This is a genomic window from Myxococcus sp. CA039A, assembly GCF_013336645.1.
In the GTDB taxonomy this organism is placed as follows: Bacteria; Myxococcota; Myxococcia; order Myxococcales; family Myxococcaceae; genus Myxococcus; species Myxococcus llanfairpwllgwyngyllgogerychwyrndrobwllllantysiliogogogochensis.
Genome location: NZ_JABUMQ010000320.1, coordinates 1 through 13,047 on the forward strand (window position 1 = coordinate 1; position 13,047 = coordinate 13,047).

The 13,047-nt window shown below is 70.3% G+C and carries 8 protein-coding genes; 2 read left to right on the forward strand and 6 right to left on the reverse strand.

From position 1 onward, the window contains the following. Position 1: 1 nt before the first annotated feature. Positions 2–1,105 carry a cyclic nucleotide-binding domain-containing protein gene (locus tag HR086_RS49305; RefSeq protein WP_174468045.1) on the forward strand — a complete coding sequence of 368 codons (1,104 nt, stop codon included), beginning with the start codon at positions 2–4 and terminating at the stop codon, positions 1,103–1,105. 126 nt (positions 1,106–1,231) lie between these two features. On the opposite strand, the gene HR086_RS37675 is transcribed toward HR086_RS49305, so the two are convergent. From HR086_RS37675 to HR086_RS37695, 4 genes are all read right to left on the reverse strand, one after another. Beyond that, on the reverse strand, positions 1,232–2,404 hold the full coding sequence (locus HR086_RS37675; RefSeq protein WP_174468046.1) for a tetratricopeptide repeat protein: 1,173 nt from the start codon (positions 2,402–2,404) through the stop codon (positions 1,232–1,234). 88 nt (positions 2,405–2,492) lie between these two features. Further along, the gene (locus tag HR086_RS37680; RefSeq protein ID WP_174468047.1) at positions 2,493–4,211 is read right to left on the reverse strand and encodes an aldehyde dehydrogenase; all 1,719 of its coding nucleotides are present in this window, start codon (positions 4,209–4,211) and stop codon (positions 2,493–2,495) included. Positions 4,212–4,291: 80 nt separating this feature from the next. Next, complete coding sequence (locus HR086_RS37685; RefSeq protein WP_254626613.1) at positions 4,292–6,973, reverse strand: M56 family metallopeptidase; 2,682 nt, start codon at positions 6,971–6,973, stop codon at positions 4,292–4,294. A gap of 4 nt (positions 6,974–6,977) precedes the next feature. After that, the gene (locus HR086_RS37695) at positions 6,978–7,361 is read right to left on the reverse strand and encodes a BlaI/MecI/CopY family transcriptional regulator (protein WP_141648249.1); all 384 of its coding nucleotides are present in this window, start codon (positions 7,359–7,361) and stop codon (positions 6,978–6,980) included. A 304-nt stretch (positions 7,362–7,665) separates the two neighbouring features. Between HR086_RS37695 and HR086_RS37700 the strand changes: the two genes are divergently transcribed. Then, positions 7,666–9,852 carry a PAS domain-containing protein gene (locus tag HR086_RS37700; RefSeq protein WP_254626615.1) on the forward strand — a complete coding sequence of 729 codons (2,187 nt, stop codon included), beginning with the start codon at positions 7,666–7,668 and terminating at the stop codon, positions 9,850–9,852. A gap of 3 nt (positions 9,853–9,855) precedes the next feature. On the opposite strand, the gene HR086_RS37705 is transcribed toward HR086_RS37700, so the two are convergent. Beyond that, complete coding sequence (locus HR086_RS37705) at positions 9,856–11,247, reverse strand: hypothetical protein (protein ID WP_141648250.1); 1,392 nt, start codon at positions 11,245–11,247, stop codon at positions 9,856–9,858. Positions 11,248–11,399: 152 nt separating this feature from the next. Further along, entirely contained in the window at positions 11,400–13,010 is a 1,611-nt protein-coding gene (locus HR086_RS37710) for a phospholipase D-like domain-containing protein (protein ID WP_174468048.1), read from the reverse strand. Positions 13,011–13,047 lie beyond the last annotated feature (37 nt).

The following is a 13,047-nucleotide window of genomic DNA, read 5'->3' on the forward strand; positions in this document are numbered from 1 at the left end:
GGTGGGCAGTGTGCTGGCGTCCCGGCTGGTGGCCGAGCAGCACACCGTGACGGTCATCGAGCGGGACGCGAGCATCTGCACGCGCCTCTTCGAGGAAGTGGGCGTGGTGGCGGTGTGCGGGGACGCGACGAGTCCGCAGGTGCTTGAGGCGGCGGGAGTGGCGTCCGCGGACGTGGCGGCGGGGGTGCTGGCGAGAGATTCGGAGAACCTGGCGTTCGCCATGCTGGTGCGCAGCATGTCTCCCGCGCGCATCATGGTGCGCATGCTGGACACGAGCTATCGCGAGGCGTACCGGCTGGCGGGAGTGAAGGAGCTGGTGGCGGAGGCGGAGGTGGTGGTGGCGAAGATGACCACGGCCATCGACTTCCCGCAGGTGGCGGGCTCGCTGCCGCTGGGCGACGGTGACACGGTGCTGTTCGAGCTGGCGCTGCCGTTGCGCGCGCGCGTGGCGGGACAGACGGTGGCGCAGGTGCGAGCCATGGAGGGCTTCCCGCGCGAGTGCATCTTCATCGGCATGGTGGACCCGCAGGGTCGCGCGGCGCTGCCGGATGGGAGCACGGTGCTGAAGGCGGGGCACACCATCATCCTCGTGGCTCGACGCGCGCAGCTCGCGGAGGCGGTGTCGTTCCTCACGGCGGAGCCAGTGGGGACGACGGGCGCGGCGGCGCTGGCGGCGACGCTGCGCAAGGTGGACTTCCTGGCGCCGTTGAATCCGGAGGAACTGGAGACGGTGGCGCGCGGCGCGGAGCACCTCCAGTGGCCGGCGGGCACGGAGCTGTTCCGACAGGGCGACGCGGGAGAGAGCTTCTACGTGGTGCTCGCGGGCGAGGTGCAGCTCAGGGACACGGGAGGACAGGCCGTGGCCACGGTGAAGCCAGGAGGCTTCTTCGGGGAGCTGGCCCTGCTGACGGGAGAGCCGCGCACGGCCACGGCGGTGACAGCCACGGCTTGCGAGCTGGCGGCGGTGGGCCGCGAGGACTTCCGCAGCGTCGTCATGGCCAACCCGGGCGTGGCGCTGGAGATGAGCCGCATCCTGGGAGAGCGGCTGTCGCGCGTGCAGGGCGGCAAGACGCCCACCAAGCGCTGGGGCCTCTTCGGCCGGTAGCACCCGCGAGGGTGGAGCGCACGAAGCGCCAGGGCGTCTCCACCCCGGCGTCGCGCCTTCGATGCGACGAGGCCCGAGGGTTTGCTGGGCACACGGTGCCGTGCCCAACAACACCGCGCGAGGCCCTCAGCCCTCGTTCAGCTTCTTCAACAACCGCTCGGCCTGCTCCCGGACGACGCCTTCGCCCAGCGCCTGCGCACGCTGCGCATGGTGGATGCACGCGGCGCGGTCCGTCAGGAAGGTGGCCACCGCCATGTTGAGGTGCGTCGTTGCATCCTCGGGATGCGCGGCCAGTGCCCGCTCCAGGAGCGGCTTCGCGCGAGCGTGTTCGTCGTCCTGCATCAAGAGCAGCGCCAGGTCATTGACGGGCCCCAGCTCGGTGGGCACCAGCGCCACCGCCTCCTCCAGTCGCCGACGCGACTCCGCGCGCTCACCCAACGCGCCATGCATCTGCGCCAGCGCCTGCAACGTCTGCCAGCTCCTGGGCGCCAGCCGCAGCGCCTCCTCGAAGAGGTCCTTCGCCTCCGCGAAGCTGCCCGCGCTCATCACCGCCAGCCCGTGCATGTACACGTAGTTGATGTGCGTCGGCTCCAGTTGGCGCAGCTCCAGCACGGTGCGCTTGGCGCCCTCGGGACTGCCCCCTGACAGGTACAGCTTGAAGAGGTCCTCCAGCACCGCGCGCCGCAGGCCTCCCTGCGCCTTGTCCAACGCCTGCGTGCCCGCCTGGATGCCCAACCCCAGCGCGCCCTGTGCCGAATGCGCGCGCATCAACATCAGCAGCGGCATCGCTTCCTGCGGCGCGCCCTCCGCCGCCTTCTGGAAGTGCGTCACCGCCGCGCTCGGCGTGCCCTGCTGCAGATGGATGCGCCCCAGCTCGAAATGCGTGTGCGCGCTGTCGGGCGCCACCTGGAGGGCGGACTCATACGCGGCCCGCGCGCCATTCAAGTCGCCCCGGTCCAGCAACAGGCCGCCCAGGTTGAAGCGCTCGAAGTAGCCCGACGTGGGGGCCGCGGCCAGCACCTTGAGGGCCTCCAGCGCCTCCGCGTTGCCCGCCTGGGCCCTCAACATGGCGAGGTGCCCCTGCCCCTCCGCATGGTCCGGCTTCGCCTTCAGGAGCCGCAACGCCGCGGCCTCCGCGTCGCCCGCCGCGCCCGTGCTCAGGTACGTCCGGACGAGTCCCAGCAGACAGTCCACGTCGTTCGGGTCGATGGCGAGCCCCTTCTGGAAGCTCTTCACCGCGTCCTGGGGCTGACCCACCTGGAGAAACCGTCCGCCTTCCCGAGCATGCGTCGATGACATGCCCCGGGTTTATCACGGGGTGGCGAGCCCCGGCAGCCCGAGGAAGGGCCACCCCCGAGCCTCCGCTCACAGAGCGATTCCACGACACTCAGCGACGCAGCGCCGCCGCCGCGATGCCCGGCATCTTGAGCCAGGACGGGGACCGCTCGAACTGGACCAGCCTCCGCCCCAGGTCACGCACGCTCCGGTGTCCAGGGACCCACGGCGGGGCGAGCAGGCTCGTCAGCGGCGCGCGGAGGACGGACTTCTCCACCTGCTCCAACATGAGGCTGTTGTGAACCCAGCCCTGGCCACTCTGGATGTCCTGGGGCGTCGAGGACGGATGCCCACCCCAGGGCAGCGAGATGAGCGCATAACCCGCCGCGGGCCAGGTGTTCACCGCCACCGTGCCATAGCGCAGCTCGCGAATGGCCTTCTCCAGCGCGGCCGCCACGGCCGGGTCCTTCAGCGAGCGCGGGTGGATGATGAGGGTGGCGTTCAGCGTTCCCCACACCTTGTCGTTGAGGAACGACACCGCGCTGTCGAGGAAGGCCACCGGGTCATCCGCGCCGGGCAAACCCGTCTCCGAGAGCACCGTGCACCACGGCTCGTGACGGAAGACGCGGTCCTCGGCCTGCCGCGAGTCCACGTCCGGAATCAACGCGAAAGGCAGCTCGCCCACACCCGCGTGGCCCACCTGCCGCAGTTGGGAACGCCCCTCGGTGAACTGGCGCCAGCGCTGGTCCGCGCCCGGGTAGTAAGCGCGTCGCACGGCGGCCTTGCCCAGGCTGGCCTCCACCGCATCCACCACGTGCTCGCGCGGCTTCCAGGCCTTGGGCTGCACCAGCAGCTTCGCCGCGTTGCAGTTGAAGGACGCGTTGTTGGCCACCATGCCGGCGATGCTGTCCGCCTGGAAGCGCAGCTCCCCTTCCGAGTACGGCCCCGGCACCACCACCACCGGCGAGATGTTGCCCAGCTCGCTCGTGAAGGGCTTGCGCAGCAACGGCTCGTTGCGCGCGCGACGGGCCTCCGCCTCCGGACCCGGCGGCCCCCACACCAGCGCGTCATGCGTCTTGTCGCTGCCGGTGATGTGGACTTCATCCACCGCCGCGTGCCCCACCAGCACCGCGCCCTCCTCCGCGCCGCCGTACACCACGGCGAAGACATCCCGCCGCGTCAGCGAGGCGAAGGCCTGCTCCAGCATGGGCCCCAGGTAGGCGTTCACCGGGTTCATCTTGAGGACGCACGCGGCGCCCTCGACGAAGAGCTTGTAGAGACAGTCGGCGGGCGGAATCGAGTTGACGTTGCCCGCTCCGAGCACCGCGCACAGGCGTCCGTCGTGTGGCTTGCGGTAGAACGAAGCCTGGTGCTCGCGGAGGTTGCTCGCCGTGACGCCGGGGAGGAAGTGGACCTCCCCCTCGGCGTGGGGCAGCAGCATCCCCTCGAGCGCGTTCATCGGGTAGATGCGCGCCGCGAGCCTTCCGTCCTCCAGCGTGCGCAGGCGAGAGGCCGGGATGCGCGGGACACCGTGACGTTGGATGTCTCGTAGGGAGGCGGCCAGCAGGCGCAGATTGCGCACCACCACCATGGGCCCGGCCAGCCACTCCTCGCCAGCCAGGGGGCTGTTCGGGTCGATTCCCTTCGCCTCACACGCCGCGCGCACGCTCGGCTCGGCGATGGCCATGTAGCCACGGCTGAGGTCCTCCAGCAGCGAGAGGCGTTCGGGAATCCCGAGCTTCACCCACGCTCGCGAGCCTGCCTTCACCCGCTGGATGATGGTCTCCAGCGTACCGGTGGGAGTACTGCGGGGCGTGGCGGCGAGGCTCATGGGGACCTCCGGCAGCGGGCGGGCTCCTCAAGGTAGAGGAGCGCCAGCCCGCGCGTCACAAGTCCCCACGCGGACCGTCATCAGGTGGGCAACGGCTTGCCCAGGCCCTTGCGCAGCGCCTCGTCGATGACGGACTGGATCTTCTTTTCCGCGTCGCGAACCTGGTTCTCATGTTGCTTGGCGAGCTTCTCCTGCTCGCGGCCCAGCTCCTCCTGTTGCTTGCCGAGCTTCTCCTGCTCGCGACCCAGCTCCTCCTGTTGCTTCGACAACTCCTCCTGCTTCGCGTCGAGGGCGTCGATCTCCTTGTCGAGTTCGGCCTCCTGCTTGTCCAGCTCCGCCTCGCGACGCTCGCGCTCGGCCTCGGAGAGCGAGTCCAGACGAGCGGATTGCAGATGCAGCCCCGCCCGCTTGTGAGCCAGTTCGGCGTGCTGCAGGCCCAACTGTCCCTGCTGCACTCCCAGCGCGCCCTGCTTCATTCCCAGCTTGCCCTGCTCCTCGCCCAGCGCGCCCATGCGCGTACCAACTCCACCTTGGACCAGGCCGAACTTCCGGATGGGCTCCAGCGCGGCCTTCATCGCCGCCAGGGTGGCCGTGTCGCGGATGATGAACGCCTCGCCCTTGCGGCGGACGTAGAGCAGCTCGCCGCCGTTCTTGTCCTTGAACATCTTCGCGAGCTTCAGGTCCACCGTGCTGCCGCGCATCGTCGCCTTGTCACCGGAGAGCAGCACGTAGCTGGAGTCGTCCTCATCGTCGTAGTCGGGAGGAGAAGGCGGCGAGGGCGGAGTCGGAGGCGCCACGGGGGCGGCGGGCACACCGGCCATCGCCAGACGCGGCGTCAGAGGGGCAGCGCGCGGCGCCGCAAGGGCCAGCATCGGCCTCGGCGCGACAGGGGACGGCCCGGAGGGAGACGCCACCGCCATCGGCGCGATGGGGCTCAGCCCCACTGGAGACGCCACCCCCACGGGAGTGACGAGGGTCGGACTCACTGGAGATGCCACCGCCACCGGCGCGACAGGGCGCGGCCCCACCGGAGACGCCGCTATCGGCGCAACAGGACTCGCAACGGCGATCGGCGTCGGCGCGGCCATCGTCCCGGTGCGCACCGTGCCCTGCTTCCTGGAAGGCACCGCTGCTGGCTGGGCGCTGTCGGTCGACGTCGGCCCACCGGGACGCGTCTCCGCCACGGCCGTCAGCGCGGGAGGCGCGCTCCCCTGCTTCGACTCTGTCTCCGCCACCGACTTCGCTTCCTGTCGGGCGACGACCTGGAAGGGAATCAGGGCCACGAGCCCCAGCGCGGAGAGCGTCACTTTCAACCAACGACGGGAACGGGAGGAACCGATGTCGACGTGCTCCAGCATGCTCAACCTCCTGTGCAACGCGTGAACGTGGGCGGACGCACCGAGCGCGGCGGCGGTCCCATGAGGACGGGTGACTCCGAAGGCGAGCAACAGCTCGCCGTAATCCGCGGGCTCCGCGCCTGTGAGCCGCAGCGCTTCCGCGTCACACGCCTCCTCACGGGCCAGCGCGTATTCACGGGCCGCCCGACGCGCGAGCGGATGAAAGAAGAGCAGCGCCTCCGCGAGCGCGGGCACCCAGCCGAGCCACAAGTCACCGCGCTTCAGGTGCGCCACCTCGTGTGCCAGCGCCATGCGCAGCCCTTCCACCGGAAGCCGCCGCACCGCCTTCGTCGGCAGCACCACCACCGGAGACCACAACCCCGTGGCCAGCGGGCTCGCCACCTCGTCCGACACGAGCAACCTGGGAGCGCGTCGCAGTCCCGCGCTCTCGGACAGCTCGAGGACCTCGGACTCCAATACCGGGTGCTCCAGGGGGCGGGCGTTCCGGCGCAACCGCCGCATCAACGCCCAGCTCCGCACCTGCGCTCGCACCTGCCACAGCACGCCCACCACCCACGCAGCCAGGAGCGCCAGCACGACGAACTGCTTCCAGCCTGCTCCCGAGGCACGTGCCCCAGGCGTCGACGGCTTCAGCAGTCCGCCCGCGACGACCTGCCCGCCCTCCGTGAGACGCGGAGACTCGGCCCCCAGCACCTTCGCGGCGTGACCGCCCTCCGTCAGGCGCGGAGACTCGGCCCCCAGCACCTTCGAGACCTGCCCGCCCTCCATGAGATTCGGAGTTCCTGCCTCCGACCTCCTCGCGCCCTGCCCGCCTTCCGCGAGACGCGGAGACTCGGCTCCGAGCATCCTCGCGACCTGCCCGCCCTCCGTGAGATTCGGAGATCCTGCCTCCGACATCCTCGCGCCCTGCCCGCCTTCCGCGAGACGCGGAGACTCGGCCCCCGGCGCCTTCGTGCTCTGTCCCGCCGGCACCAGGTGGACGGCGCCTCCCACCATCCCGAGGTTGCCCACGTGCGCGTCACGCTCGCCCACCAGACCGTGCGCCGCGCCGATGGACGGAGCCCATCCCTCCGAACCTCGTGACACGGGCGACGCCCCCACCGCTCCGCCCTCGACGAGCGGCGCGCCATCGGACTCCGACGACTCCGCCTGCCCGGAGAGGAACGCGAGCGACGCGGGCAACACCGGCAGCGCCAGCGGACGCGGCCCACCCAGCGACACCACGAACTTGAGCGCCACCAACCACCACATGCCCGCGCGCAGCGAGGCCGGCATCCGCGTCCACAGTCGCGTCACCGCCCACACCAGCGCGGCACACAGCGCGCCCTGCCACGACGCTCGCCACAACCCTTCCGGCCACGACGCCAACCACGTGGCCCCATCCATCAGCCATTCGGTCCGCATGGAGCTATTCCTTCCGCTTCTTCGAGCGAAGCCGCGCCACCACATCCTGGAGCTGCGCGAGGTCCTTGTCGGAGACGTCATCCGCGTCAGAGAGATACGCGGCGAACGGCGACAGCGAGCCGGACAGCGTGCGCTGGACGAAGTCACCCACCACGTCCCGCAGCAGCTCCCCCTCCCGCACCGGCGAGGCGTACTGGAACACGCCCTCCACCTTGCGCCGCGTGAGGTAACCCTTCAGCCGCAGCCGCTCCATCACCGTCAGGATGGTGGAGCGCGCCAACCCCTGCGGCTCACCGAAGCGCTCCACCACCTCGCCCACCGTCGCGGGCCCGTGCTCGGCCACGTACCGCAGCACCGACAGCTCCTGCTCTCCCACCGGCTTCTTCATGACCGTCCTCTGACGACAACTGTAGTCACAAGAGAAGTACGCTTGACTACAGCCGTAGTCAAGCGGGTACCAAGGGAAGAAGCGACCCTTTCCCGCCACTGGGATGAGTCCCATGTTTGGGAATGAGCGGGCGACATGCCGCACGGAGGTGGCGCCAGTGTCGAAGGGCGACATGCGGGAGGGGCAGGCAAGGCCGGACGCCTCCGCTCCGGCGAGTCCGTCCCGTGCGCCAGAGCGACTCCTCCAGGTGGGCACAAGCCTCCACGCCGCGCTCATCGTGGACGCGAAAGGACGCATCGTCTGGATGGACACAGTGCTGGCCCTGGCGGCCGGCTGGGAGCAGGGCGACGTCGAGGGACGGAGGTCAGAGGAGGTGCTCGCCCGGCTGCCCTGGCTCGCGCGCGCGGTGGAGTCGGCACTGTCGAGTGGACAGGGGCTGGGCGAAGGCAGCGGACGAGGGCAGCGGCTGCGAGCCCTGGTGCTGGCCGTCCATGGGGACAACGGCTCGGTGCTGGGAGCCTGCGCGCGACTCCAGCCTCGGGAGTCTCCAGAGGTGGCGAGGGACGCGCTGACCGCGGAGCTCTCACACGTCCGCAAGCGCTACGAGGACTTCATCGACAGCATCGACGGCATCGTCTGGGAGGCCGATGCCGAGTTTCGCTTCACCTTCGTCAGCAAACAGGCCGAGCGGCTCCTGGCCATCCCCGCGGAGGCGTGGATGCGCGACCCGGATTTCTGGGCGCGACATGTCCACCTGGATGACTGGGCCGCAGTCGTGTCCTCCTGTCTGACCGCCTGGAGACAGGGGCGGCCCCAGGAGTTCGAGTACCGCATGCTGGCCGCCGACGGGCACATCGTCTGGATGCGCGCCCACGTCACGGCCGTCTCGGAAAATGGCCAGCAGATGCTGCTGCGCGGGCTGATGGTGGACGTCACCGAGCAGCGCCAGTCCCGCGAACGCCTGGAGCACGCCCACTCGGTGCTGCGCGCGACGTTCGACTCCATCGCGGACGGCGTCATCGTGGTGGACGCGGAGCGACGAATCATCGCCTACAACAAACGCTTCCAACTCATGTGGGGCCTCAGCGACGAGGTGATGGAGTCACGCGTCGCGCAGCGGGCGCTCGCGGCGGCGGCGCCGTTGACGAAGGACCCGGCGCGCTTCGTCTCGCGCATCCAGGACCAGTACCTCCCCTCGGACGCCATCAACGTGGACCCCATCGAGCTGCGCGACGGACGCATCTTCGAGGGCACGTCCCTGCCGCAGCGGATGGGCGACGCCATTATCGGCCGCGTGTGGAGCTACCGGGACGTGACGGAAGAGCGCCGCGCGAAGGTCGAGCGGGAGCGGCTGCTCGTCGCGGAGCAGAATGCCCGGGAGCAAGCCGAGGAGTCCTTCGCGCTGCTCGACACGTTCCTCAACCACGCGCCCGTGGGGCTCGCCTTCATCAACCGGGAGCTGCGCTACCTGCGCATCAACGAAGCGCTCGCGTCACTGCATGGGCGCACGCGCAACGAGGAGCTGGGCAGGACGGTGTGGGAGATGAACCCCAACATGGCCCCCGCTTTCGCGCCGCTGATGCTCCAGGTCATGGAGACGGGCGTCCCCCTGAGCGACATGGAGATGTCCGGCCACGTGCCCGCGACTCCCCACGAACTGCGGCACTGGCGCGTCAGCTACTACCCGGTGCGGACGCCCAGCGGCGGCATCGTCGGCCTGGGCGCCGTCGTCATGGAGGTGACGGCGGAGCACCGCGCCCAGCAGGAGCGGGAGCGGCTGCTGAAGGAAGCACAGGAGGCCATCAGCGTCCGGGACGACTTCCTGTCCATCGCCGCCCACGAGCTGAAGACGCCGCTGACGCCGCTCAAGCTGCACCTCCAGATGATGAAGCAGCAGGCCTCCGCCGGCCATGCCCCCAAGCCGCACCACGTGGACAAGGCGCTCGCCCAGGTGACGCGGCTGTCCGTGCTCATCCACGACCTGCTGGATGCCACACGCATCGAGGCCGGCAGGCTGGAGCTGCGCCGAGGGCCCGTGGAGCTGCAGGCGCTCGCCAGCGAGGTGCTCGCGGAGGTCCGCCCGCTCGGCCCGCAGCACACGCTGGAGTACGAGGCGCCCCCGGAGCCGCTCGTGGTGGAGGGAGACCGGGGACGGCTCGCGCAGGTGCTGACCAATCTGTTGGAGAACGCCTTCAAGTACAGCCCCAGCGGGGGCGTGGTGCGGCTGACGCTGGAGCGCGACGGAGCCGAGGCCCGGATGGCGGTGAAGGACTCGGGCATCGGCATCCCCGAGGACCAGCGCGAGCACCTCTTCCAGCGCTTCTTCCGCGCGCGCAACGCGCCCATCTCCGGCTTTGGCGGGCTGGGGCTGGGGCTCTACATCTGCCGCGACATCGTCGAGCGCCACGGCGGCCACCTGGAGGTGGACACAGAGGTGGGCAAGGGCTCCACCTTCCGCGTCACCCTGCCCTTGGAGCCCGGGGACACCTGAGGCTCAGCGCTGGAAGTCCACGCCCACGCCCATGCCCGCCGTCACGCCGCGCACCAGCTGCCCATCCGCCTGCGGGAAGTGCACCGTGCCGCCGGAGCCCCAGGCATACAGGTGGTTCACCAACCGCTGGCGGACCTCCACGCCCAGCGAGTAGCGCGGCCTGTCTCCCAGCGCCGTCAGCACCGCGCGCGCCAGGGCCCGGGTGCGGCCTCCAGGCAGCTCGAAGCCCGCGGACACATCCAGGTCCGTGCGACCGAAGCCGTGGTACTGCGCGGCCAGGCTGCCCAACAGCAGCGTCGTATCCGCGCTGCCCTTGGCGATGGACGCCTCCAGGTAGCCGGCGAAGCCGTCGGGGAGTTCCTCGTCGGCGATGGGCTGCTCCGTCAGGCCCGTGCCGGAGAAACGCCCCAGCTCGTAGTCCGGACCGAACATGCCGAAGCGGAAGCGCCCGCCCTGCTTGCGGCCCTGCAGCGTGAAGCTCAGCTGCGTGCCGCTCTCCATCTGCCCCTCCATCGCCACGCCCAGCAGACCACCGACGGCCGGCGAGTGCGCCTCCGCGAAGCGCGCGCCACCGGCGAGCAGCGCCCACGCGCGCAGGCGCTCACCCTTGTAGAGCGCCACGTCACCACCCACCGAGGCCAACGTCATGTTCGGCGTCTCGCCGCCCGCCTTCGCCGCGTCGTGCGCGGCGGACAGGCGCAGCAGGTAGCGGTCGAACTTGTTCGCGTCATCACTGGCGGCGCGGCCCAGGTCCAACATCACCTCGCCCGCGAAGATGCGCGCGCCCAGCACGTCGCTGGCCAGAATCTCCGCGCGCACCGGCCCCTTCAACATCGTCAGCGAGCCACCCGCGGGGTGATAGTCCGGCGACAGCACGTTGCTGTAGCGGCCCATCAGGTATCCACGGCCCAGCGACTCGTCGGCGAAGGGCTCCACGCGCAGGTAGAACGGCGACTGTCCCTCCTGGCCGATGCGCAGCATGCGCACCACCTGGCCGATATCGCTCAGCTCGTCCCAGTCCTCGCGGCGCAGGCGCCCGCCGTAGTCGCCGTCCGCCTGCTTCGGCTCCTCGTCCACCATGCGCAGCCGCAGGTTCGCGCCCAGTCGCAGCACGAAGGAGTCCCCCTTCGTCAGCCCCAGCGACGGGTACACCCGGATGAACAGGTCCTGTCCGCCGTCCGGCGTCCCGGAGGGAAGGCTCAGGCCACCGGCCTCGAGCTGACCGCTGAAGCCAAAGCCCTCGCCGCCCACGCGACTGCCGGGCGGCGCGGGCTCATCCAGGCGCGCCGCCGACACGGGCGTGTCCTGGCTGGAGGGCGCGGGCTCCTCCTCGTAGATGGTGGAGCTCTGGTTGGAGACGAGGGCGAAGAGAGCGAGAAGGGGGGCACCAGTCATCGTCCCCTGAGTCTACCCGGCCCCGTGCTCCAGCGAAGCAGCCAGCCCTCACGGTGTGGGTGACACTGCCGAGCCTCGGCACACCCGCCGCGCGGGGGTGACACCCATGTCACGCTCCGCCGCTGCCCGAGCGGGCCCGCGCACCGACGGCCTCAGCCTCCGCAGCGGCCGCTCTCGTCATCCGGGCCCGCGGGGAGAATCGCGCGGTGGGGACGCTCCTCCGCCGCGCCCACCAGCCAGCGCGACAAGAGCCGGACGCCTGAGGCGAACAGCCCGTCCTCCGCGCCACGCAGCGCCTCGAAGAGGGACTCGTCCAGCACGGAGTCCTCCGGGTCGATGACCAGCTCCTCCGGCTCCAGCGACTTGAGCAGCGGGCTCTGGTCGAACACCGTCTCCAGGGGGTGCGGGCGGAGCCGGTGCAGGCCCGCGCTCGCCACCGCGTCCAGCCATTCCACCCACGTCGGGTCCGCGCGAGCCAGTGGCATCAGCTCCTCCGCGCCCGACAGCCCCGCGTGCTCGGCCAGGAGCGACACGCGGACGCGGCGGATGGCACGAGCGACGACGTCGCCCGCCTCTTCCGACTCCCAGCTCAGGTTCAGCTCCGAGTCCAACCCGAGGCTGCGATTGGTGGTGTTCGCCGAGCCCAGCGTGAGGAAGCGGTCATCCACCACCATCACCTTCGAGTGGATGTATGTGAAGACATCGGCGCCCGTCTCCGGATTGCGCCCCGCCGAGCAGTACACCCGGAAGGTGTGTCCCGTCTCCAGCGCCATCCGCTCCAGCGTGCGCAACAGCCGCACCTGGGCCACGCCCATGGCCAGCTGCTCGCGCAGGGCCTCCGGCTGTCGGGGCAACACCAACACCACCTGAATCGGTGGACGTCCGGACGCACGGAAGCGCTTCACCAGGGCCTGGAAGATGGCCCGCGACGAAAAGTATTGGTTCTCGATGTAGATGAACCGGTCGGCCGCCTCGATGGCATCCAGGAACAGCGCGCGCACCTCCTGCACGGCCTCCTGCGGTGGCACGAGCGTCTTTCCGAAGGTGCGGCTGATGGCCACCGGCCCGGGTGGCGCCGGCACGCTGGACGAGAACGTCACGTCATCCCGCGCCACGCGCGGCAGGTGCAGCTCTCCTCCGCCCGAGTGCGCCCAGCGCGCCTCGAACAGCTCCGTCAGGCGCTCCACCACCGGACCGGTGAGCACCGACTGCACGTCATGGTAGGGCCCATGCGGGTCCCTGCCGCTGTCACACCGCAGCTCCGAACCCACCCGGTGGTCGCGGTCATCCCAACGGCAATCACAGACATCCATCCCGCCCGTGAAGGCCTGCACCCCGTCCACCACGACCAGCTTCTGGTGATGGGCTCCGTACAAGGGACTGGAAGCGTCGAAGCGGAAGCGCACGCGCTCGTTCGTCGTCCAGTTGAACAACAGGTGCTGCATCCACTCGCGCTCCATGGCGAGCAGCAGGCTGAAATCCCACGCCAGGATGTAGACGTGCAGCTCCGGGTTGGCCCGGCACAGCGCGTCCAGCATGGGCAGCAGGCGCACCTCGCCGCCCCGCGCTTCCTCCAGGTCCTCGCCCCGAAGCAATGACACGTCACTGTCGAACTGCCAGCCCGTCATCGCGATGTAGCGACGGGCCTTCTTCGCGGCCCGGTACAGCTCTCGGTAGTAGGCGCGCCCGTCCACCAGCACGCCGCCGTCGCTCGCCTCTTCCACCGTCCAGCAGTTGCGCCCGGGAATGATGATGCGCTTCACGCTGTCCGCTCCCCTCGCCGCCGCCCTCCCCCAGCGC

Excerpts from the sequence above, each read along its gene's own strand:
- HR086_RS37675 (WP_174468046.1), bottom strand. The coding sequence starts at position 2,404 with ATGTCATCGACGCATGCTCGGGAAGGCGGACGGTTTCTCCAGGTGGGT.
- HR086_RS37680 (WP_174468047.1), bottom strand. The coding sequence starts at position 4,211 with ATGAGCCTCGCCGCCACGCCCCGCAGTACTCCCACCGGTACGCTGGAG.
- HR086_RS37685 (WP_254626613.1), bottom strand. The coding sequence starts at position 6,973 with ATGCGGACCGAATGGCTGATGGATGGGGCCACGTGGTTGGCGTCGTGG.
- HR086_RS37695 (WP_141648249.1), bottom strand. The coding sequence starts at position 7,361 with ATGAAGAAGCCGGTGGGAGAGCAGGAGCTGTCGGTGCTGCGGTACGTG.
- HR086_RS37700 (WP_254626615.1), top strand. The coding sequence starts at position 7,666 with ATGGACACAGTGCTGGCCCTGGCGGCCGGCTGGGAGCAGGGCGACGTC.
- HR086_RS37705 (WP_141648250.1), bottom strand. The coding sequence starts at position 11,247 with ATGACTGGTGCCCCCCTTCTCGCTCTCTTCGCCCTCGTCTCCAACCAG.